Here is a 23,018-nt window from a genome sequence, read left to right on the forward strand (position 1 = left end):
CTTATCGACTCCGGTAGCAGTCACTTCTGATCACCGTGCGGAATGTGGCCAGTCAGCCACACGACGTTGCCATCAGCATCGCCGTTTCTGGGCCGCCGGATCATCAGACTGATAGCCTTCGCGATGAACGATTTGAGGCTAGGGTAGTACACTAGTTCGGTCCGACCCACCTTAAAGACTTCAATCTCGCCGGAGGCGACAAGGTCTCTCATCTGCGTCTCATCAAGGCCCGTGAGTTGGGCGGCGACCGGAAGCCTAACGGCCAATGGGTCCATATCGGGCACCACAGCGACGATGACGGAGGGGCCAATTTTGCGATCGGACATGTTATCTCCTGCAAGCACGAAGGCGGGCAGAGATTGTCCTGAAAAATCCGGTCAAGGGGCAGGCCCCTTAGGGGGCCACGAGGTACCTTTTATGGGCCATCAGCGCCCATTGTTCTGATGGTAGCGGAGGAGGGATCTTTAGATAGCTCATTACTAGCTGCTGCTAATCGATTTCCTTGCCATAAGGACGCAGAATACCCCCATTGATACCCCCAAAAAGGGACCTTTGCGGCGGGCCGCCCCGGCGGTGCGACGGGACCATTTTGTTGGTCGATTCTGCAATCTGCGGGCTTTTCAACTTCAGGTGACGTAGGCGTATTATTCGCTGGAAGACGCCATCCTGCTTTATGCCGCACAATTCTGAATGGAAGTCTGGAGGTCTGCCGAGATGAGCCAAAGGTTCACCCGCGAAGAGTTCTACGAACTGGTCTGGTCGAAGCCGATGACGCACCTAGCCAAGGACTTCAGACTGTCAGATGTTGCGCTTCACAAGATCTGCAGGAAGCATGATATCCCTAACCCGCCGCTCGGCTGGTGGGCCAAGCATGCCGCCGGCCAAAAAGTGAAGCGAATTCCACTTCCGAAGGCCAAAGCTGGAGTCGCTCTCACCGTAATCATAGCGAGCGGTGAGGTCCGGCAAGAACCCGACACCTTAGCGTCGGCACGGGAACAAGCACGCGTAAAGGCGTCGGAACTCGATCTGTCGGGAGCGGTGCTCTCGCATCCCTTGGTGCAAAAGAGCTTCGATAAGCTTCGAAAGGCCAAGCCCGGCAACACCGGCCTCGTCAGCCTTTCATCGGACGGGCATGTGCAGCTCGAAATTGCTCCGGGATCGATTGACCGGGCAGAGCGCTGTATCCTCCAGATCGTAGCTGCCGCCAAGGCGCAAGGATTTGAGCTCTCTGCAAAGGCAAGCAAGGCAACCTTCACCAACGGCTCCGTCGCTATCCCGTTCGCCATCAAGGAAGCCTACAAACGCATCAAGCATGTTCTGACACCCGAGGAGATCGCCGAAGACGAGCGCCGTCAGCGACGGCGATCGCGAGATTGGAGCCGCAGCGATTGGACGCCTCACAGCTTCAGTTTTGGACGACCGGAATGGGACTATGTACCCACCGGTCAGCTGGCCTTCGAGTTTGATATCCACCTACGGTATGCGTCACAGGTTCGCAGAGCATTCAAGGACGCCAAGCTCCAACGACTTGAGAATTTGGCGCCAGACATTGCTGTTGGGCTCGCCGTTCTGGCTGCCGCAAAGGCAGAAGACGACCAGAAAGCGGAAGAGGCACGGCTACGAGAGGAGGAGGCGAAACGACGCCGTATCGAAGCACAGCGGCTGGCCTACATTGCCGAGCGCAGGGACAAGGTCCTCGAGGATGTGCTTGCCCGTCTTGAACGCAGAGATCGCCTGGCGGCTTTTGTTACAAGACTGGAGGAGGAACTAGCGGGCGAACAGGCCACTCGTGTGGCCGAATTCGTGACCTGGGCCCGGACAAAGTTGGCTGCGGCCGATCAGAGGTTGATGGCGACTGGCTTGGACGAACTGTTTCAGGAGCAACATATCTTTGGAGCTGACGATGATCGCGGATTTTACCCAAATTCGTACTGGTGACGATCAATCATGAGTCCGCCATGGGAATGCCCCAATTAGCCTAGCCGCGAAGCCGTCGGGAAAGCCAGATTGCGCGCAAGAACCTCAATCTCGTCGCGCCAGGCCAGCTTGTCGAGCCACGTCTGGCGAATTGAAGATGCGCCATAGATCGCACCAGCCAACTGGCCAGCAATGGCAGCAGTTGTATCGGCATCATCACCGAGGTTAGCTGCCAACAGCACGGCTTCATCGAAGCTCGTGGTGTTTGCAACGGACCAGATTGCCGCTTCGAGACTGTGCGCCACGAATCCGCTGCTGGAAATCTGATCGCGCGTTTTTCCGCGCCAGCTACCGGCCATGATTGGGCCGATCTCAGGCCCAAATCCGTCCGCTGGAACCGCCAGAGCCTCCTCAAAGTCGGCACCTAGGATGGCCGCCCGCAAGACGAGTGCATATGCTTCACAGGCGTCGAGGCACGCGTCTGCAGCGTGCGTGGTCATGCTCTGTCGGCGGGCTACTCGCGTTACGATAGCGGGATCCTGCCGGATTCCCCAAACCGCAACAGGCGCAAGCCTCATGAGTGAGCCGTTGCCTGCTGAATACGGATCGGTCGAGCCGGCAATCGGGTCGCCAGATTCCTCGAATCGGGCAAGGGCTTGGCGGGTTGCAATGCCAATATCGAAGCAGCTGCCCGTGGGGCTGAAGGCACCGTTCCGCCACCAGCTGACGAACCGCCGTTGTGCTTCTTCCGGTTCGAAAACTGAGCCCTTTGCTGCACTGGCCAGGAGAGCCTCACCAAGCGCAAGGGCCATAGACGTATCATCAGTCCAAATCCCTGCGTCCAAGCCGAACGGCCCTCCCCCGACCATATCTGTGATGTGGGGATAGGTGTCCCGCGGCTTGAACTCGAGGGTCGTGCCCAAAGCATCACCAACCGCCAGACCGATGAGGCATCCACAGGACCGATCGTAAATGCGCTCGATCGCTCGAAGGTGATCTTCCTGCGCTCTCGTCTCAATAGCGCCCGGCCTGGCCTCTCGCACTTGGGCGATTGCGGTATCGGAGTCTGTGATGCCGAGTTCGATGAGCAGTCTCGCTGCCACAGTGCCGGCTCGGCCCAGCCCTCCTCGGCAATGGATAAAGACGCTTTCCCCGTCGGTGAGGAGACTGCGCAGCCGGGCTCCGGCCGTGTGCCATCGTTGCTCGAATTCCTCCCCAGGAGCGGTGACGTCGGGGATCGGGAGATGAAACCATTCCATCCCGCGCGCAGCAACCGCAGTCTCCAGATCTTCGACCCCCAGCAGCTCCATCTCATGCTTCTCAATCAGAGAGACGACAGCAGCAGCCCCCCACCCGCGCACCGCGTCCAGATCGACGGCAAGGTCACGCTTCCAGTCAAAGCCAGCGAGGGCAGGCCCTTGCTTTCCGGGACAAAAGGAGATGCCGATGCGTCCTGAGGCAGCCGAAAGGGTAGGGATCTGGATCGAATCAGTGATGCTGGTTCGAAGATTTCTGCTCATCGCGCTTTGATATGCCCTATATACGACATTATCGGTCGCACATATCTAAGGGCGACTTACAGGCATTGGCTCGCGCATAGGGCGAAGCCGGACTTTCACCCGGATTTTGCCTTCTTTGCTGTAGGCTGACCCATCTTTCCAGACGGAGACACCCGGATTTGCAAATGCCCGGTGTCAGTTCTGCGCAATTCGAAGCTGCCTGCCTTCTCGACCAGGTCGCTCAGCTTGCCTTCACCATAGGTTCGTGGATCAAAGTCAGAGGCGAGGCGCTGCAGGCGTTGGCCCCACCGCCAAGAGGTACCCAGCCCCTTCATCATCGAGCTGTGAGATGGCAGTTCGGATCAAAGGTGCCGCAGCAGTGGGCGACTTCTTTACGCTAGCCGGACGGGCATCCTGTCGGCCTGGCTCATCTGACGTTGGCGCCTCTGGCAGCAGGTTCTCGGTGTAGATGAAACGGCGACAGGCTTGTCGGAAGCTCTCGGGAGTTTTCTGCTCTCCGAAGCCGTAGACATCGATCCCCTGCTCACGGATACGCGAGGCCAGCCCGGTAAAATCACTGTCGGAAGAGACAAGGCAAAACCCGTCGAACCGACCGGTATGCAAAAGATCCATCGCGTCGATGACCAAAGCGATATCCGAAGCATTCTTGCCGCTGGTATACGCAAAGTTCTGGTGCGCCTTGATCGCATGCGTGGCGAGAACGTCGGCCCAGGATTTAAGCCTAGTCCCGGAGAAATCGCCGTAAATGCGGCGAACACTTGCCTCACCGATCTTGGCAATCTCTTCAAAAAGGCGCGGTGCGATCCGGGAGGATGCATTATCTGCGTCAATCAAGACAGCAAGCCGTGGGGTGCGAGGTTCATTAGCCATTTTGCACCATTGCCTTGATATCCATTAATCAGCCTATAAAACTTGCAAGGCGGCGGCTGACAATGGCCTGATCTTGAGGGGTCCTGAGCAGGCGCTTGACCCTATCGTGCGCGAATTCATCCACATTGAGAACGACTAAACTGTAGCCATGCCTCGGCAGCAAATCGGCGCGGCGCTCATCATATCGTCGGCGTTGTTCGCCCCGAGGAATGCCGGAAACCGTTGGCTTATCGTCGAAGAAGCCGACACGTTCGCGGTGTTGTCGCTCATGATATTCCACTACGAGACCAAGAGCAGGATAAAAGCCATCAACAGGTAATGCCTTCCGGTGACCACGCCGATCTGGATCTCCGGTCAGAAACGGAAAGCAATGCTGCCGGACGGCCTTCAGCCCGAGAACTGCGTCGCAGAGATCCAGCACGTAATGCTCGTCGCGAATTGCGGCCAGGGAACCGCCTTGTACGGCCTTTGACGTCGATCGGAGCCCGAAGCGCCCTCCGCCCAGCTGCGCCATGACCCTTTCCATGTCTTGGTGCTGATCGCTCCCTCGCACGACTTCCCAACGTCCATTGTGCGGATGCCAATCGAGACTTGCAGCGCGAAGGGCAGCTCGAAAGCGCTTCGGATCTATTCCGCTCGCAATGGCCATATCGACGGCGGTGATTAGCTGGCCTGGAATCGTCATGCCGGGTGCCCCTTCACGCAAATCCGCGCACCATTGCTGCCTCGATGCCGGACCACTCCTGCTCGTGTGATCCAGAATTGTTTGGCATGCCCACCTTGGTCAAACAGCCCTTGGGATAGGTGTAGCTGTCGATCCGTCGCTCTGGCTCCTCGCGCCAGGCGATGTTAACGGCCCAGAACTTCGGGAAGAAATAGAGGCTCGAATGGGGCAAGTGGTCGTGGATCCACCAGGCCAGCTTACGCCAATCCCCCTCTGCCTGAAATGTGTCCCAGAATGCCGGAACGACGACGCAGGCCGTGGCACCCATACGGCCTTTGGCATCGCGTCGATCCCAAATATGGCCGGCAAAATTGGCATCGTTCGAAGCGCAGTTGTACCCGCCCTTCCCCGCAGCTTGCATCTCATTGCCCAACCCGTTGACTTCGCACGAGCGAAAGGCGGATCGAACAGCGATGCGGCCAAACCGATCCTGCAACGGTTCAAGCAGTTCTTCGCAGAGCCTGCTTCCTGCCGCGATCGCCAGGTCAGGATCATCAGGCACGTTGCTCAGCCCATGAACCGCGGCGATGTCAGAGAACAGGAAATCGCGCATAAAGAATGACTTGGATAGGCGAACACGGCCAAATTCGGTCAGCGCCGCAACAGAATCAGGTTTTCTCATGCGCCATGCCTCTTATCCCGATACGTCAAAAGCGGTCGCACCTTGAAACGATGCGCCAAGAGAGCCCTCATTCCTTCTTGCAGGAGCACCAGATAGCCGATGTATGTGCTTCACAGTTTGAAAATGAGATCCGAGGTAGCCTTCGTCAAATGCCCTAACACGTACGCTATCAATCTGCGCTTTTCGACAAGCCTTTTCCACCCCACCTGTAAACCCGTTGAAGGCGCGAGCTAAGAGCCTGATTCGAAATTATCCGTTTTGATTTCATAATCTTGCGATACGTCGGATGACGATCTGGATCGAGGCGATGAACAGCCATGCGGTTGCCGATGCGATGGTCTGCTCGAAGTCTTTGGCGAGGCGGCGGTTTCGGTTGAGCCATGCGAGGGTTCGTTCGACGACCCAGCGTCGAGGCAGCACCTCGAAGCCTTTTGCGGCATCGGATCGCTTGATGATCTTGATGGTCCATTTGCCGATGCGGCGCAGGGCGTCCTTGAGTTTGTTGCCGGCATAGCCTCCGTCCGCGAACACATGACGCAGCCACGGGAAGCGGTTGATGATATCGGCGAGCACCAGCGGCGCTCCATCGCGGTCCTGAATGTCCGCGGCGTGAATCACGGCGTGGACCAGATTACCTTCGGTATCGGTCAGAATGTGGCGCTTGCGCCCCTTGGTCTTCTTGCCTGCGTCGTAGCCACGAGGGCCGCCGCTCTCCGTCGTTTTCACGCTCTGGCTGTCGATCACCCCAGCACTGGGCGATGCCTCGCGGCCGTGCGCCTCTCGTGTCACCATCAAAAGGGTGTGGTTGATCGTCAGCCACAATCCGTTGTCGCGCCAAAGGTAGAACCAGTGCCGCACAGTCGATACCGGCGGGAAGCAAGGCGGCAGCATCCGCCAGGGCAAGCCACCGCGAAGCAGGTACAGGATCGCCTCGACAATGCGTCGCAGCGGCCATTTGCGAGGTCGCCCAACATGCGACGCGGGTGGCAGCAGTGGTTCCAGAACCGCCCATTCGGCATCGGTCATATCACTTGGCAAAGCCAGTCCGCTTCGCGCATGAAGGGCGCGAGTGGTATCGGTCCACATCGTTGAATCCACGGTAGTTTTTGGCGAAACCCGTGAATCAACGACAGGCCAAGCCGTCAAGCTAACCTGCTGATACCACTCAACTTAATTTCCGATCGGGCTCTAAGAGATCAAATGACGCATTTTTTAGATAGCGTACTCACCGAATACGACGACACCCTTTCGTCCGATTCATATATTGACCCCATCGGCACGCTTATAATTTGGTCGGCATTCGGCAGACAGGTTTTCCGAAACAGGATAAACTCCATTTCGAACGATGTCCGAAATTTCACCCTCAACCTCTTTCATCACTACTTGGTGAAGAGGTTGATTGAAGATGATGATGTCCATCTCAGTCATGCGCTGCTGCGGCAATATCAGAGCAAGGACAGCCTGAATTTCAAGCAGGCATGCCTGATTTTTCTCGAAAATGTTTTCGTCTTCTCAATTCTGCGTCATGAGAAATCACAGGACGTGGAATCGACAGGAATACTTGGCATCTCAAACGCGCGGCGCCTTTGGGCGAATGAAGATCGTCCTCCGGCACTTATCTTTACCCATGAGCCCGTCGGCCAAATCCTGGTCCGGCAGCTCGGCCTCGGAGTCAGTGGTCGTTATAAAACACCGCTCATGGAAATGGGCTTCTTCGATGGCAATTATCACTATCATAAGCCAGCATATCAAAGCCGGTGGGCGGATGCCGAAAAGCTCATAGTCGGCCAACCAAAGAGCTCGCTCAGCAAGGCTGCTGGCAAGGCATATGAATTCCTGAAGGAATGCGTCTCCCGACCAATTCAAGGCGGGAAACTTCCATTCGGTGACGTGCCGGCAGATCTGACCCGAGCATACGCTCGCGCATTTGCCTCGCCTCAAGCAGTCGGAAGTTACGCCAAAGAGTTTTGGTTGATGCAGACCGAGCTTAATCAAGGGGCGGCCGGCGCGATTTTCGATGTTCTCGAAGAAACAGAAGATCTCTCGCCGCAAGAGGCAGTCGAGCAGGCACTTTCACACGACTTAGCTCCCGGAGAGAAGGCCAAGCTCGAGCACATTGTGCACCTAGAGCCGTTCCTGGCGGATTGCTCGCTGCTATTCACCCTCATGGCATCTCGGCGAACCCAATCAACCGATGATATCGCGAACACCTGGGCAAAGTTCGGCCGGGACGCGACGCGATTGCCTCGCGTATCCGCTGCGGTTTCCGAGTATGCGGATCTGCCAGCGATCAAGGGCACTGAGGGGGCAAAGCGTCTCAGGCGGCTTCTTGAGGTCGCAAACGCCAACAGTCTCGACGCTCAAATTCGAGCGCTAGCGAACTACCATGGCTCGGTGATGCAATCCCGTGGCCAGGTTTCATGGCTCAATGTCGGCGATGACGGCACCATCAGTGTCCACGCGCGGACAGTCTCTCTGCCCGAGCCTGACAGCCGAACGCCTGGTTCATGGCACAACAGCTATTACCTCCCTCAGTTCAGCAGCTTCGTGAATGGCCTGCGTGGAGAGGCCGCATGAAGCTCTTACAAGAATTGAAGCGCAAGGTGACCGGCATGGGCCCCTTACGCCGAGCATGGTTCACCACTTTCAACCTGGACATTGAGTTCCTGGAGACGTTTGTCCTGCCTGCCGCGATCGGCGCCGAGCCCCCGCGAAATCGCATAGAGTTCGAGCAGCTTCAGCAGGAACTCACGGAAAAAGGCACAGACGTCAGAGTCTTCTGCGATCCGCGGTTTATCGACACCAATCGCATCAAGAGGACCTGTGTCCCCATCCACGCCATTCGCCCCGATCGCGTGTCGCAGCGGTTCAGCGAACGCAGCCTTTTTCATCCCAAAGTCATCTATCTCGAGGATGCCAATGGTCGGCGCGTCGTCGGCGCGGGTAGCGCCAATCTAACGCTGTCGGGCTGGGGGAGAAATCTCGAAGCATTCGTTTTTCGCGAGGTTGAAAGTCTCGCCAACTATCGAGAAATCCGAAGATTTTTTGACGGACTGTGGGATGCGGCCGACATTGAAGACGACGAAGGCAAACTTCGCGAGCGCCGAAAGTTTGCCAAGTCCAAGGAGAAATGGCGCTTTGTCCATAGCCTCCAGAACCAATCGTTCGCAGCGCAATTGTTCGACGGCTCGGTGGACTCAGACATCGTCGTCTGGTCGCCATATCTGCCTCGCGACCTCGCCGGTTTCATCGGCAAGCTGCAAACCTCGACGGCAACCGGCAACTTGCGTGTCCATTTGGTGCCCGATCGAATCCAGAACAAATTCCTCAGGACTCAATGGAGCGAGGAATTGGGGCAAATGATCGAGCGTGGACATGTGGCGTTCTATGATTGTCCGGTCGAACGCGACCACAGAACTGATTTATGCCATGCGAAGATCTGGAAGATCGGCAAGGCTTTGGCCGTTGGCTCGTGGAACTTCACTGCCCCCGGGTCCAACAGCCATTGCGATGACAAGGGGAAATGGAGCCGAGACAACAACATTGAAGCCGGCATTATCATCGAAGATGCAAATGACTGGCGGCTCATGCATGGCAAAGCACTGGCGCTAAGTCAGGCTGATTGCGCTTCGGACGAGCTCCTGGCCGACGAAGCCCTCAATCCCCCCGATCTGCCACCCTTCGATTTGCACGTAACCTTCGACTGGCATGCTCAAGTCTACATGTTTTCCGGTGCATGGCTGGGAAAGGGAGCGCGCGACGGATACTCCCTCTGTCTGCCCGGCGTCCAGGCACCTGTGCCATTGAAGTGGAAGCGCAGCGGCGACCCCGTACAACCGTCGGGAATTCGCGTGAATGACAGCGCGCTGCTCAAAGATCGGGTCTTTCGGGTCAACCATGATGGGGAAGAGGTTCATCGCGGCATCATCAGCGAAACCAACCTACAGTCTCGCAGAGCCCAAACATTCAATAGCTTGAATGATCTACTGGAAGCATTGGTGCTTGGTGATGACCCAGGATCTCTTACGGACCTTCCGCTTCGAGGCCCAGACGATAGCGACAGCTTTCCTGACGACACGCCGGCTCATCCGGAGTTGGGCTCAGAGCTTCTTCATCGAGATATCTCCGAGCACAGTGCGATCAGCTATTTTCGTCTTTTCAAGGCCATGCATGATTACCGCCAACGGTATTTTGCAGTGGACAAACTGGAGCAGTTGGAAAAGCAGGTTTTCGTAGTGCCTGGATGTTTACTCGAGCTTGTCGAGAGAACCTGCGAAACAATCCAAACTAGTGAACGCGCAGTGTTCAACTGGTTTCTTGCAAATGAAGTGGCAAATGTTTGCGCTCTTGCTCAGCGCCTCCGTCGCAAGCTCGTGCGCGGCGCGGGCGATCGTGAGCCAAACTATGTTCCGGTGGCGAAGTCACGGTGGGAAAGCATAAAAATAATGGTCCCCCATGCTCCCGATGGGGTCTCTTCAGAATATGTTACATTGGTAAGGACGCAGGCAGCATATGAGTGATTTCTGGCGACGTTTGAAACCTGTTGATGTCGCCAAGTGGATCAACTTCGGCGGGGTCAGCGGGGAATGGACTTATGCGCCTGATCAGCCAGCAGGAATGGCTGCGCTTCAGACCGAAGGCGTCGCTCATTTGTGGAACGTGCTTTCAAAAAGCCCGGTTGCGCTCTTGGCCGATGAAGTCGGCATGGGGAAAACATTCGAAGCACTTGGCGTGGCAACACTGCTATGGCGAAAGAAGCCCGACGCCAAGGTTCTGGTGATCGCGCCGAACCGCGACATTTGCTATCACTGGCGGCGAGAATTTCGCGAGTTCGTGAAGAGCCATTATCTGTGTGCAGACGGCCATGTGAAGGGCCCTGATAACGAGCCTATGCCAAGCGTCGAAGAGCCACTTCCGCTACCGAAACTCACAGAAACGATCGAGAACCAAGCATATTCGGATAGATTATCCAAGCTCTACATCACCACCATTCACTCGCTCAGCGGGCTTGTAGATAGCTGGGACGAAACGGTGGATAAGACGGCTGCAGCGCGCAAAGCTGCCCAAAGCTTGCACAATCGAATTATGGCTGCGACCGATGGGAATGGCTTCGATTTGATGATCGTTGATGAGGCCCATTATTTTCGCAACCGTTGGGGGGGATCACAGCGGGTCGCCGCTGCGGATTCGTTTTTCGGCAAGCACGATCACCCCATTGCTCGACGCACTCTCCTCCTGACGGCAACGCCAAGTCACACACGGCTTGAAGATGTCCGGAGCATTCTAAGTTACTTCATTGACGAAGCGGCCATCAAAGATGAATCAGTCGAAATTCTAATGCGCAATTATGCTTTGCGTCGCTTTCGTCGAATGGAAGGGCAAGGATTTAGCTTCACGAAGCACCAATATCGCCATGAAATCGCCACTCCATGCAGATTTGAGGACAGTCCTCAGAATGAGATGTTTTTCGCACTCTACCAGAAGCGCCTGATTGAAGATTGTGGTGAGACACACGAAAAAAGACGATTGCTATATGGATATCTTGAGGGTTTCGAATCCGCAGGACCTGACGAGCACAGCCGCGAGACACAGACGGTTAGTGAAAAGCCAGAGGTCGAGCATTCGAAAGATTTCAAAGCCGCGGACGACACGGAACTTCTGCAGAAAATGAGCCGCGACTTTCGGAGCATTTTCCGCTCAGCGCCCGATCACCCCAAATACGATGGCCTCGTCAATCTCTGTACGCCATCAGACTTGTTCAGGATGGCGGCAGATCGCCCTCTGCACGAAGATAAGCACCTCGTCTTTGTACGCCGCATCCCGTCAGTCCGGGAGCTCACGAAGCGCGTCAACGAGCGTTACGATGAATTGCTCGCAGGGCACATCGCTGAAACCCATGGCTGGGATGAAGAGGCCCGCCTTCGATGGAAAAAAAGCAACTGGTCGCGTGAGGTGTTTAATGAAATGGCCGGCGCAAGCGATCGACGCGACGCTGATAGCGAAGATGACCAGATGGACGATATGGAAGGCGAGACCGATGGTGTCGACGACCACGACTACCTTCGCTCAAGAGTTGCCGACCTGTTTGTGACGAAGAAGGCGACTGACGGCAGGCAGCCTGCACCACCAACAGACTGCTCCCGCTTCAGCCTAAATCTGCGCAAAACCACCGGCATCTTCTCGATGCTCCTGGAACCTGCCTCTGATTATCGATCAGGCGCCTATCACTGGCACTACCACTTCGTGCAGGGCGGCAAGCAGCGCATGGATTTTGCCAAGGCTGCACAGATGCAGCGGATGGAAACACGAACCGAGTTTCCGCGAGAAGCGCTGGACGCATTACGCCCTCACGGAGCAGATCAGCGCGAATACGATGCGCCGATCGGAACGATCTGGGGTCGAGTATTCGATCACCTGCCCGCGCCAGAGAAGTCTAGACTTGTTGAGTGGGCAACCGCTCGGCCGCGCATCGCGGAAAACTTTGCTAACTACATCAAGGCCGGATTTCTCTTCGCCAGCCCAGTCATCGTCGAACTCTACGGCTGGTATGTAACATTCGAGCGCGGCCTTGCTGACGATGAAAAGCACGCCAATGTGCAGCGACGTTACCGGAAATTCCTGGATTTTGCAGACCTGCAAATTCCGAACTCCCTTTTGCTGAAGTACTTTAGTTCAGCCATCGCAACCTTCGAGCAGCTTTGCACTAAGATCATTGATCACGAAGTCGATGCCTGGGACAAGGGATGGCGAACACTCACTACGCTCTCCAGCCCGGCATGGTACGCAAGCGGCGAGTCCAGCCATCGGCAACACCTGATCCTTGGCTTCAACAGCCCCTTTTATCCGAACACACTTATTGCGACCTCAGTCTTCCAGGAGGGGGTAAATCTGCATCTGCAGTGCAGGAGGGTTCATCATTACGGTATTGCTTGGACGCCGGGCGATAATGAGCAGCGCGTGGGCCGCATCGACCGCCTCTTTGGCAAGGTAAACAGCCTCTTGCAGGAGCAGGGTCCCGACATGAGCGCTCTGGAAATCAACTATCCCTATCTCAAAGACAGTTTCGACGAAGATCAGGTTGGTTCATTCATCGAACGAAAATATGCAGTGGAAGACAAGATGGACCGATGCACGCAAGGTGACTTCGACAGGGAAATCCGCCTGAACCGATCTGGCTGGGAAGTCTTTTTGAGAACGCCTGTGCCGGACGCAGTATTGACCGACCCCTACCCTGCTTCGTTCGGCCGAGACTGACCATTAGGCGCCAAGCGCGGGATCACACCGTTCTCACAAGCATGAGAAGCTCCTTGAATTCCTCATTGTCGCTCGCCCCTTTCCAGAAGTTTATGAAGCGGCACACGATTTGGATATTTCCTCGGACGTAGTGCCCGTTGCTGTCGATCCTGTCTGGAGACGGCAAGAGATTGCTGTCGGCATCAGGTCCATGAAAATGAAAGGGAATGCCGGTCAGCGCGCAGCGGTTTCCCTGCAAATCAAGCAGTTCTGCAAGAAGATCTTCGAGCTCTTGGCCCGAAAGTCCTGACTCCTTGTTTTTCAGCCGGCGTTCGACGATCTGGCCGTTCGATCTTCTGACCGTCTCTTCGATCGAGAAACGCATTGCGATAATTGACTTTTCTTTACCGCCGATCACGCGGCCCGAGTCTTTGCCTAATGCCGTTTGGCCAATCGCGCCCTCCGCCTCCAATTTCAGAAGATGGGCATATATCCAGCAGAAAGAATGGGCATCTATTAGCCTGACATGGCGGATGCCAGCAGCTGCCTCAATGAGGGGAACGAGTTGCAGCAGGATCTCATTAAACCTCCTGTAGTTTTCCCAAGAGCACTGCTGACGCGTTGAAAACTCGAGGTTCATGGCCGCAAAAGCGCGATCAAAACCCGTTGGCTGAATGGGCATGAAGCGGTTCATGTCCTTCAGGAAGTAGAGATAGGCTATCAGCGGGTATTTGCGCCCGGTGAGTTCGGCCAGCTCCTCGAAGACCGCGCCTTCTTCACGATCTCCCAGATAGAGTTCGTAAAACAGTGTATCGAGCGCTTCCTTCAAACCGCGGTTAGTCCGGGCTTCGAGAAGGACGCGATGATCTCGATTGGCATGCCCAAATCGGTTTTGCCAGAAGACAAGGTTGTTGACGGTGTCCGCCGTCAGCGCCAATGGCACAGATTTGAGGTTGTGATGTAAGGAGGATTTGGGCTTCGTCGTAGTGACGAAGGAACGAAGATGAAGCCCAAATCCTCAAGCGTAAAATCGGCCCGCAAACCCAAGGCGTCGGCCGAACAGGTGGTGAAGGATATCCGGCGCGCGACACGCCGGCATTTCTCGGCGGAGGACAAGATCCGCGTGGTTCTGGAGGGCTTGCGCGGCGATGACAGCATCGCGGAGCTGTGCCGCAAGGAGGGCATTGCCCAGGGCTTGTATTATACTTGGTCAAAGGAGTTCATGGAGGCCGGGAAGCGTCGGCTGGCGGGCGACACCGCCCGTGCCGCGACGAGCGGCGAGGTACAGGATCTGCGCCGTGAGGCGCGTGCCCTGAAGGAGGCCGTCGCCGACCTCACGCTCGAAAACCGGCTGCTGAAAAAAAGCATGATCGCGGATGGGGGAGACCCCGAATGAGGTATCCGGGATCCGAGAAGCTGGAGATCATCCGCATCGTCGAGCAGTCGCACCTGCCGGCGAAGCGGACCCTCGACCAGTTGGGCGTCGCGCGGCGGACCTTCTACCGATGGTATGATCGCTATCTCGAAGGCGGCCCCGAGGCGCTGGAGGATCGTCCTTCCGCGCCGAGCCGGGTCTGGAACCGCCTCCCCGGCGCCATTCAGGACCAGATCGTCGAGATGGCACTGGAGCAGTCCGATCTGTCGCCCCGCGAACTGGCGGTGCGCTTCACCGATGAGAAGGACTATTTCGTCTCGGAATCAACGGTCTACCGCCTGCTCAAGGCGCATGACCTGATCACCAGCCCGGCCTTCGTCGTGGTCAAGGCGGCCGACGAGTTCCATCGCAAGACCAGCCGCCCGAACGAGATGTGGCAGACCGATTTCACCTACTTCAAGATCATCGGCTGGGGATGGATGTACCTCTCCACCGTGCTCGACGATTTCTCGCGCTACATCATCGCCTGGAAGCTGTGCACCACGATGCGGGCCGAGGACGTGACCGACACGCTGCAACTCGCGCTCGAAGCCTCAGGCTGCGACCACGCCACCGTCAGGCACAAACCAAAGCTGCTCAGCGACAACGGACCGAGCTACATCGCCGGCGAACTCGCCGACTGGATCAAAGCCCATGACATGAGCCATGTTCGCGGCGCTCCGCTACATCCCCAGACCCAGGGCAAGATCGAGCGCTGGCACCAGACCCTGAAAAACCGCATCCTGCTGGAGCACTACTTCCTGCCTGGCGATCTCGAACGGCAGGTCGAGGCCTTCGTCGAGCATTATAACCATCGCCGCTATCACGAGAGCCTCGACAACGTGACACCGGCCGACGCCTATTTCGGCAGGGCCGCCGCCATTATCGAACGGAGGAAACGCATCAAGCGAAAGACCATCGAACAGCGACGCTTGCTTCACCGCAAGCTCGCCGCCTAAACATCAACCCCAGACGAGGCCCGATCTCCTCTTCTCTGCGCAACCATCTGCGCCAAATGTCCCGACGACGGACACTTCGGATCACCCTCGATGGCGACGAGGCGATCACCACGCCGTCATTTGAAGACATGATTGCAGATCGCCTGGGCCAGCACGCGGTGGACAGATCGCCGGACAGTCCGCTCCTGCAGCAGGCGCGGTTGCTGTTTAGGGTGGCTGTTGCGCTCGATTTGGAATATCTGAGACGGCGCGTCGCCGAAGAGGGCGGCAGCTTCGAACTGCTGAACTGAACCTCGAATTGGAAAGGAAGCTCGCGATGACCACGATCAGCATGGCCCAGCTTCGTGACCATGTAGAGGCCAAGAAACGCGAAATCGGATGGGTGGACGACGATGCGTCGACCGATGCGCTCCGCAACAAGGGCGGCAACCGCAGCTCAGAAAAGCGTGCCTTTCTGGCTCGTGTTGATGCGCGCGCCATTGCCGCAGGCAAGAAGCCCACGCGCTCCTATTACTAGCGCGTCATTCCAACCCCACCATCTCCGGCCGCGACTGTCGTAGTTGGAGCTGCATGCCAGCGCTGCTATCATCCCCACATGCCCCGCTACTTCCTCGATCCTCCCGACGGCCACGCATATGGATTCCCCAAGCTGTTCGAGGGGGACATTGACGCTCTCGATTTCGATTCCTGGCTGCGCGAGAACGGTTACCCCGATGAGTTGATCCAGATGTTTCCCAACGGCAGGGGCTGCCGTATTCTCACTCGTCGCCATGAAGATAACGCAGATAGTTAGGCAGACTTCGCTTCACCGCAGTTGATCGCGGACGCGGCGCAGCGTGCTGTTAGAACACCGATTACGGTAAAGGAGCATTGGAGCTTCGAGGAATACGGGAAGCTGATCGAGCCGCAGTTTTTGGGATTCAAGAAGCTGAAGCAGTGGAGAAGTTTTTCGGCGAGGTAATCACGGTTTGGTGCCCGGCCGGCGGCGAATGAAGCAATCTAACCAAGGCTTGCCGTTGTTTTGCAGGTCGGGAACTCGCTACACCCCAAAAATTCTCCGTACTTTCCATCGATCCTGATCATCTGCCCACGCTCGCAGGAAGGACATGTGCTTCCCTGTGCGACATTGCCACTCAGACGGACAGGATGCCTTCCCTTTTGGCTCTCGTCGCTTGCGATATTCCGCTTGAACTCGCACCGCGGCCAAGTGCTGCAGCTTTCGAATTCGCCGTTGCGACCACTGCGCCGGGTGACGATTCCGACCGCACATTTGGGGCATGGCTCAAGAGGCGCGGCGTCGATCGGCTCAATCTCAACTGCGCCTTGCTTGACCAACTCAACCAGGAAGCGGGATGGCTGCGCCAGGCTCGTATAGATCCGAACCTGTCGTCTCGCGCGCGTGATGGCGACGTAGAAGAGCCTACGCTCCTCTGCCATCGGGAACGGATCCGGAGCAGGCATCGGTATTTGCAAGACGGGATCATCTTCGATCTGGCTTGGGAAGCCCCGGTTTCCTTCAACCACGTTGAGCAGCATGACGTAGTCGGCCTCTAAGCCCTTCGACGAATGGACGGTCTTGAAGTCGAGGTCGAGCTGTTCTGAAAACTGCGCCTTCCAGCGTCGTAGGTCTGCGGGCCGGTCGCTTCGATAACGGCCAAGAAGCAAAACTGACAGGCGGCCATTCTTCCCCGGCTCCAGCTTGCCGAGCTTCAGGTAGTGCTGCATTTGCGTGAGCTGCTCAGCCAAGTGTTCGGTGGATCTCCGTGCATCCTCGAAGGCATAGGCAAAAATGTACTGCTTGCTCTCGTAGTGATTGGCGCTTGCGACCTCCTTCCGGATTTGCGTTGGGTTGGCCTGAACGAACCGGCTGGAAATGTCGCAGATGGGCTGAGGACTTCTGAAGGTGGTGTTCAGCGTGAGCTGCGTGGCCCCAGGGAAAATCCGATCGAATTCACGCATTACTGAAATGTCGGCTCCCGCAAAGCGGTTGATGCCTTGCCAATCGTCGCCAACCACGCACAGATGCCTTCCCGCCTCAGGCGGTCCCGCCAATGCCTTAAGCAGACGTATCCGTGCGCGTGAACTATCTTGGAACTCGTCAGAAAGGATGGTCGTGAAGGGGGAGCGATATCGGCCGCGCTCCACATGTTCCGCCGCGAGGTTGAGCATGTCTTCGAAGTCGATGTAGCCGCCCTCTTTGAGCTTCTGCTCCCAGCTGGCGGCAACTCTTTCGTAGATGCTGACAAAACGCTTCAAGCGATCGATATTGGTATTCTTGGAGTGGGCTTTGAGCGCAGCCTGCAAGTCGGCATGGCTGATGCCGTTGCTTTTTACATGTTGCTGAAAGACCCGGATGGTTCCCGCGAGTTCCTGAGCCGTAACCGGCTGCGTACCGGTCGCTTCGCGCTCGGGATCGAAGCTTGCGGAAATGCCAGCCTTTGCGAGCTGCGCTTCGAGAAAAGGCAGAGCTGTTCCCTGCGAGATCTGGGCAGAGGTGGTTTCGAACAGCTTGGTCCCCATTGCCTGATGGAGCTCGCGTTTCCACCGAACACCATCCAGGTACGACCGGCCAAAATGCTCAGGTGGGCGACCAGCCTGATCCAGCGCAAAATGCTCATGATAGAGCTCTGCATCCGGATAGTAGAAGTCCGGATAGTATTGGCGGTGCGTCTCGGTCGCCGTTTCGTGCTCATATCGACGTTCGTATTCGTAAGGGACCTGGTTATAGAATAGCCAGTCTGCAATCAGTCGCTCTTCTTTGCTCTTTACGATCTCGCCATTTGCAGTCCGGAAGCCCCGCCGGCCATTGCCATAGGCGTCAGGCTCAGCAGGCACGTTCCATTCACCCACGTCCCTGCCATACACTGTCCGAAACAAGTGCCAGTCATTTCGGAACGTCTGGTCTTGCTTGCACAGGTCATCGATGATGCTGACGATCATCTTGTTGTCTTCGCCTGGATGCTCAAGCCAAGGGGCGAGCGACGGCTTCTTGCCGGTCGCCATGGCGATGACATGCAGACCAAAGCTGTGAAACGTCTTCGCCGTGATGTCGGCTGAACCGGGCAGTTGGCTCAGGCGATCCCTCGCGCGTTCCGCCAGTTCCTCTGCCGCGTCGGTGTTGAAAGCGAGGAGGACCACTTGGCTGCCCAGCGCCAATCCTTGCTGAAGTACGTAGCCGGCCTTGGATACCATCGTCGAAGTTTTGCCCGAGCCCGCCGCGGCTACAATCTGGATGCGGTGGTCCATGCACACGCAGGCTTTGATCTGCTCGTCGGTGAGCGGGTTCTTTTCGACCGTCTCGAAGAATTCTTTCAGCGCAACCTTTTGACCAGCGAGGAAGGCATCATTGTCGATAGCAAATTCCGTGACAAGAAGTTCGACTAAATCCTTTGATCGCCCAACGCTGCTCATCCATGGCCGATAGGACGCTGGGGCAGGGTGCTCTGCCAGGATGCGCTCGGCCGTACCTGATGGTATCCACCTCTTCCTGTCGACCGTCACCTCCCATCCCGCGCGCCATTCAGCCAATTGTTGGCTTGCCGTCCCGGACGCCGGCAAAAGTGCAGCCGGTTTTGCACCGGATGTCCCCAAGCCCTTCGGGCGTGAGGACGAAGATTCCTTCTTGTTCCCGCCGAGTAGAGCACCCGCACCGAGCAAGCCCAGGAGGATCAACTCAAGCAATGCGCAATCCTTGAAGTCGGTTGCTTTGATGCCGCACGGTCCGATGCCGCATGGCTGACCTTAAATCCAAACGTCATCACAGAGATAGGCTAAACCGCCGCTTCCTCCGGTGATTGCATCTCGGATCTCGGCTAGCTCATCAACTTCCCGAGGTGGCTTCGGTGGCTTTGAGCCGACCCCATGGAAGAATGGCCCGATGTTCAAGGGCTGTCGCTCAAGTGCCTGCGCGAAAGCCAGAGTACGATCAAAAAGATCCTCCTCGGAGTGATAATACCAGTTTCTCACAAGTCGGCCATTCGACGGAGCGTAGCTCATTTGCTGGCCCATAATCCCCGGCAGTTCCGGGGAGTCGAAGAGTTGGTAGTCGATGCCGTTGCGACGGAAGATGATCGCGGCACCGCTCGTGTCGAAGGACCTGGCAAAGATTCTCTGAAAGGCGCGGGAAGTGGGAGCGAAGGACCTCCAGCCCGCGTTGATCAAAGCTCCGCCCAGGTCACTTAGAGTCTCGAGAACATCCCCTTTGGGTGAATGCCTAACAACGACGTGCTCTCCCCGATCGTTTCGTTGAAGTTCTGAACGGCGGCAAATGATTGTGTTACTGCAACGCCAGTTTAGGTGTTCCAAGCTTTCGAACTGGGCCACCTTCAGCGTTTGCTCCGCAGCCATTTCAACCACGACGATATCGCCGGAAATTAGATCCCTGCGGTGGCAGTTGACTGGATAGGTCCGTCCAGTCTTTGTGAAGCGCACATGCGCCACGCGGTATGACATCTAGTTCTCTGCAGGATAGTGAAACGGCGATTGAAGTGAAATGCACTATCAGAGTTTATCTTTGGTTTCTGCAACTTCGAACCTCGCCGCACAATCGGCAAGCTTCACGCGGCCTTTGGTACGACCGGGACTGCCGAACGTGCGAGGACATCGCCAGTCACGTGAAACCCCATCTTGCCCCGCACCTGATCGCCGCGGGCTTCGATCTCATCACGCAGCCAGCTCACAAGAACAGCCGGATCTCGTTCTGCCAGCAGATTTGCGCGGTGCGCAACCACGGTAAAGTCGCCAGGCGTTTGGCCATGGTGGACGGGCCACTCTACCGGCCAGTCAAGGCCGAACCTGGCTTTGAAAAGCTGGCTTACCTGAGCGGGGGTCATGGCATTGAACGCGGCGCGGATCGTGAAGCGGCGCTGTGTCGCTGGATCGAGGTTATCGGCCAGATTGGTCGTCGCGACGAAGGGAGTGCGGAGGTGTTCGAGCTGCACCAGCATCTCGTTAACCTGGCTGACCTCCCAGCTCCTCTGACCGGCTTCGCGGCGATAAAGGAAGCTGTCGACCTCGTCGATCAACAGCAGTGCACCGCGTTCGGCTGCCCTCGCAAAGGCTTCAGCGATGTTCTGTTCGGTCTCACCTACATAGGGACTCATGAGGTCCGAGCACCGCCGCTCTTCGATCTCCAATCCCATGACCTCGGCGAGATGCCTTGCGAAGGCGGACTTGCCAGTACCTGAAGGCCCGGACAGCAACAGGCTCCAACCGCGGTCTGGGGTGGCGGCCAGGCGGTCAGCAAGACGAGACAAATCCGTGTCCGCACGGGATAGCGCCGGGTCGTAGACTGAACTGCCGGGCGCTTCCGGGGCGCAAGACTGCCCCAAAACGCGCATTACGCTGTGGATAGCGGTCTTCGCCACGTCCGCCCCGCCGTTCGCAAGATGGGCAGCCTTCAGACCTGCAGCCACCACGGCAGGGGGCGCCTTCAGGCAAGCGATATCGCGCAGTTCAGCATTGCTGAGGTCAACCGATGCAGCTTCAGCGGACCTCTTGGCTACTCGCTCTCGCACAGCCAAGCGCGGGCGATCGAAGCCGATCGCGAGGGTCATGCGTCGCAAGACGGCGGGATCCAACCGCGAACGCTGGTTGACGATCCAGATCGTGGAAACCTGCGGCGCCTCGACGAGACGGTTAATCCACTGCTTGGAACTGCCTTTGCGCTCGCTCATCATCAGGACATCGTCGGCTTCATCGACGACGATGACCCTGTCCCGGTGATGACGGCACATAGCCCGCAAGATCATCAGATGATCGAGGCGCTCGGAGCGATCGGGCTCGTTACCGAAATCGTCGCTCAAACCGGCAAAGATCGCGCCGCTTCCTGCCTCAGTGGCAAGGGTGCGCGCAAACTCGGTTTTGCCCGTTCCCGGCTCCCCGAACAGCAAGATGCTTACAGGTTCCTTGCTCGAGAGGACTTTGAGAGCGATGCTCCGCAACGGATCGAGGTGCTCGAAGTCATTCCACAGCAACCCCCCTTGCTCCGGTTCGGGCATGAGCCAGCGCAGCATCTCGTCCCGGGTTTCCGCATGGACCCGAATAAGGCGCCTGAGCAGGGGGCTCAGGCTATATTCTCCATCGCGGTCGTCATGAAGAAGGCGAGAGGAAAACAGCGGTGCACCAGACACCAGTTTCCGTTCGACGGTGTTGCCGGCGAGACCAGAGAGTTGAGCGACAGCGCTCGGGGTGAGGTTGCTGCATGAGATGGGTGCCCGGCGCACGAGCTCTCGCCAGCACTCAAATTTCCCCCAGCGGGCAAAGATGGTGAGGATGGTGACTTCAGCGGGATCGAGGCCGAACAGTTCGCCGACCCATGCAAACACACTGTCCAACTGGGTTGGCGCGGCGCGCTTCGCGGCCAATTGCCGAGCGACAGCCCGCATTTCGGCCACAGAAGGCTTTTCCCGATTGGTGAGCTTATGCAACGCGGCAACGGGAACCTCACGGTCAATCAGGTCGATCAGATCCTCGCCGCACCGCTTGACCTGATTGACGCTCAACGCCTGCAGAACCCGCGCAGCAGCATGAGCGAAATGCGCTGCTTCACCCTGCTCGATTTGGCTGAATTCGGCTTGTGCTGCCCTTTGACGTGCCATCTTGTGCGCAATCCCCCTGAGGTCCGGTTCCATAAAAGGCCTTTAAGCACATGAGTGCGACAAATATGGTCGTATAAATGGGGGATTACGCTTGATCCGACTTGCGCTTGCAGGACAGGCAGTTAGCAGTAGCTCTAATGACCAAGCGCCTCAGTAACCTCGATCGTACACTCAAACTCGTGCATGCGTTGACGCAAAGCATCGAAGGCTTGTCGCTCGATGAGATGGCTGCATTGCTTGGGGTGAACCGCCGAACTGTTGAGCGACTTCGCAACGTCATACTCATTCATTTCGACCTGGACGAAACGGTCGATGGGCGCATCAAACGATTCAGGATCAAGGATAGCCCGGGCCGGGCCTATGCTAGGCCAAACGCTGGCGAAGTCGCCGCGCTCCAGGCCGTGGTCGAAGCCGGACGGATCGAGGGCACAGCCAACACCGAAGCGCTTGAGAAGCTGCTCTCCAAGATCAAGATCGCCTTTGACAGCGCTGAGCGGCGCCGGCTCGACAATGATCTCGATCTGCTCACCCGGTTGCAGCGATCCCGCGTTGTGGCAGGGCCAGCCGTCATCGCTTCGCCCGAGGATCTGACAACGATCCAGTCAGCGATCCTTGCCGCCCATTGTGTGGATTTCGATTATCAGCCCGATTGGGCTGCTGCGCCCGCTTGGCGGCGGGTCGTTCCATACGGCCTGATCCATGGCCCCATTACGTATCTGCTCGGCAAAATGCCTGACCGGGATGATCCCCCGTTCACCTTTCGGCTCGATCGCATGAGCAACGTTCGAGACAGCGGGATCGTGGGCTGCCCACCGGAGGATTGGGATCTCGACGCCTGGATGTCCCGCAGCTTCGGCATATGGCAAGAGGAAGACCATGATATTGTGCTGCGGGTCCTCCCGCATGCGGTCGAGCGAGCGCGGGCATGGCGGTTCCACCCGCATCAGCAATTCGAAGATGATGGCGAGGAGCTGCTGGTGCGGTTTCGATCCGGAGGGCTCTTTGAGCTCGCCAATCACCTGTTCGGATGGTCGGGCGATTTGGTGATCGAAGGACCAGCGGCATTGAAGGACACGATTGAGAAGCGGCTCGCGGCGGCTCAGGAAATGTTGCGACCGAAATTGTCGTAGTTGATGAGCAGAGAACGTGTTGGGCGTGGC

Annotated in this window: 18 protein-coding genes and 1 pseudogene; 9 read left to right on the top strand and 10 right to left on the bottom strand. The window is 57.3% G+C overall.

Features of this window, described 5'->3' with window-relative positions; all coding sequences use genetic code 11:
* Positions 1-20: 20 nt before the first annotated feature.
* Positions 21-326 (bottom strand): hypothetical protein, encoded by a 306-nt coding sequence (locus HRJ34_RS05790; protein ID WP_049771107.1) that lies wholly within the window; start codon positions 324-326, stop codon positions 21-23.
* 388 nt (positions 327-714) lie between these two features.
* Between HRJ34_RS05790 and HRJ34_RS05795 the strand changes: the two genes are divergently transcribed.
* Positions 715-1,938, top strand: coding sequence for a hypothetical protein (locus HRJ34_RS05795; RefSeq protein ID WP_208633554.1), 1,224 nt, complete (start codon positions 715-717; stop codon positions 1,936-1,938).
* A gap of 35 nt (positions 1,939-1,973) precedes the next feature.
* On the opposite strand, the gene HRJ34_RS05800 is transcribed toward HRJ34_RS05795, so the two are convergent.
* The 5 genes and pseudogenes from HRJ34_RS05800 to HRJ34_RS05820 all read right to left on the bottom strand — a co-directional run bounded on the left by HRJ34_RS05800 (position 1,974) and on the right by HRJ34_RS05820 (position 6,739).
* Positions 1,974-3,437: an ADP-ribosylglycohydrolase family protein gene (locus tag HRJ34_RS05800; RefSeq protein WP_208633555.1), complete on the bottom strand. Its 1,464-nt coding sequence runs from the start codon at positions 3,435-3,437 to the stop codon at positions 1,974-1,976.
* Positions 3,438-3,532: 95 nt separating this feature from the next.
* Positions 3,533-4,307 (bottom strand): annotated as a pseudogene (locus HRJ34_RS05805) (NYN domain-containing protein).
* 28 nt (positions 4,308-4,335) lie between these two features.
* Entirely contained in the window at positions 4,336-4,992 is a 657-nt protein-coding gene (locus HRJ34_RS05810; protein WP_208633556.1) for a hypothetical protein, read from the bottom strand.
* Positions 4,993-5,005: 13 nt separating this feature from the next.
* Positions 5,006-5,653 carry a hypothetical protein gene (locus HRJ34_RS05815; RefSeq protein ID WP_208633557.1) on the bottom strand — a complete coding sequence of 216 codons (648 nt, stop codon included), beginning with the start codon at positions 5,651-5,653 and terminating at the stop codon, positions 5,006-5,008.
* Positions 5,654-5,917: 264 nt separating this feature from the next.
* Positions 5,918-6,739, bottom strand: a complete 822-nt coding sequence (locus HRJ34_RS05820) for an IS5 family transposase (protein ID WP_208633558.1) — start codon at positions 6,737-6,739, stop codon at positions 5,918-5,920.
* Positions 6,740-6,853: 114 nt separating this feature from the next.
* On the opposite strand from HRJ34_RS05820, the gene HRJ34_RS05825 reads away from it, so the two are divergent.
* From HRJ34_RS05825 to HRJ34_RS05835, 3 genes are read left to right on the top strand one after another with little or no spacing between them, the layout of a single operon-like run.
* The gene (locus HRJ34_RS05825; RefSeq protein WP_208633559.1) at positions 6,854-8,230 is read left to right on the top strand and encodes a hypothetical protein; all 1,377 of its coding nucleotides are present in this window, start codon (positions 6,854-6,856) and stop codon (positions 8,228-8,230) included.
* Positions 8,227-10,173, top strand: coding sequence for a phospholipase D-like domain-containing protein (locus HRJ34_RS05830; RefSeq protein WP_208633560.1), 1,947 nt, complete (start codon positions 8,227-8,229; stop codon positions 10,171-10,173). Before HRJ34_RS05825 ends, HRJ34_RS05830 begins: the two co-directional genes overlap by 4 nt.
* Complete coding sequence (locus tag HRJ34_RS05835; RefSeq protein WP_208633561.1) at positions 10,166-12,907, top strand: DEAD/DEAH box helicase; 2,742 nt, start codon at positions 10,166-10,168, stop codon at positions 12,905-12,907. The genes HRJ34_RS05830 and HRJ34_RS05835 overlap by 8 nt, the downstream gene beginning before the upstream one ends.
* 22 nt (positions 12,908-12,929) lie before the next feature.
* On the opposite strand, the gene HRJ34_RS05840 is transcribed toward HRJ34_RS05835, so the two are convergent.
* Positions 12,930-13,823: a hypothetical protein gene (locus HRJ34_RS05840; RefSeq protein ID WP_208633562.1), complete on the bottom strand. Its 894-nt coding sequence runs from the start codon at positions 13,821-13,823 to the stop codon at positions 12,930-12,932.
* Between the two features lie 66 nt (positions 13,824-13,889).
* On the opposite strand from HRJ34_RS05840, the gene HRJ34_RS05845 reads away from it, so the two are divergent.
* The 4 genes from HRJ34_RS05845 to HRJ34_RS05860 all read left to right on the top strand — a co-directional run bounded on the left by HRJ34_RS05845 (position 13,890) and on the right by HRJ34_RS05860 (position 16,052).
* Positions 13,890-15,259, top strand: a protein-coding gene (locus HRJ34_RS05845; protein WP_150289884.1) for an IS3 family transposase whose coding sequence is annotated in 2 segments (ribosomal slippage) — positions 13,890-14,244 and positions 14,244-15,259 — 1,371 coding nt in all. Because the reading frame shifts where the segments join, the coding sequence is not laid out codon by codon here.
* Between the two features lie 56 nt (positions 15,260-15,315).
* On the top strand, positions 15,316-15,549 hold the full coding sequence (locus tag HRJ34_RS05850; RefSeq protein ID WP_208633563.1) for a hypothetical protein: 234 nt from the start codon (positions 15,316-15,318) through the stop codon (positions 15,547-15,549).
* A 26-nt stretch (positions 15,550-15,575) separates the two neighbouring features.
* Positions 15,576-15,776, top strand: coding sequence for a hypothetical protein (locus tag HRJ34_RS05855; protein WP_208633564.1), 201 nt, complete (start codon positions 15,576-15,578; stop codon positions 15,774-15,776).
* 78 nt (positions 15,777-15,854) lie between these two features.
* Positions 15,855-16,052, top strand: a complete 198-nt coding sequence (locus tag HRJ34_RS05860; RefSeq protein WP_208633565.1) for a hypothetical protein — start codon at positions 15,855-15,857, stop codon at positions 16,050-16,052.
* Positions 16,053-16,258: 206 nt separating this feature from the next.
* On the opposite strand, the gene HRJ34_RS05865 is transcribed toward HRJ34_RS05860, so the two are convergent.
* The 3 genes from HRJ34_RS05865 to HRJ34_RS05875 form a co-directional block, all read right to left on the bottom strand.
* Entirely contained in the window at positions 16,259-18,940 is a 2,682-nt protein-coding gene (locus HRJ34_RS05865; protein ID WP_208633566.1) for a UvrD-helicase domain-containing protein, read from the bottom strand.
* Positions 18,941-19,000: 60 nt separating this feature from the next.
* Positions 19,001-19,711, bottom strand: a complete 711-nt coding sequence (locus HRJ34_RS05870; RefSeq protein WP_208633567.1) for a hypothetical protein — start codon at positions 19,709-19,711, stop codon at positions 19,001-19,003.
* Positions 19,712-19,815: 104 nt separating this feature from the next.
* Positions 19,816-21,891 (bottom strand): ATP-binding protein, encoded by a 2,076-nt coding sequence (locus HRJ34_RS05875; protein WP_208633568.1) that lies wholly within the window; start codon positions 21,889-21,891, stop codon positions 19,816-19,818.
* 104 nt (positions 21,892-21,995) lie between these two features.
* Between HRJ34_RS05875 and HRJ34_RS05880 the strand changes: the two genes are divergently transcribed.
* Positions 21,996-22,988, top strand: coding sequence for a helix-turn-helix transcriptional regulator (locus tag HRJ34_RS05880; RefSeq protein ID WP_208633569.1), 993 nt, complete (start codon positions 21,996-21,998; stop codon positions 22,986-22,988).
* Positions 22,989-23,018: the final 30 nt, after the last annotated feature.

This window comes from Rhizorhabdus wittichii (assembly GCF_017607425.1).
GTDB lineage: Bacteria > Pseudomonadota > Alphaproteobacteria > Sphingomonadales > Sphingomonadaceae > Rhizorhabdus > Rhizorhabdus wittichii.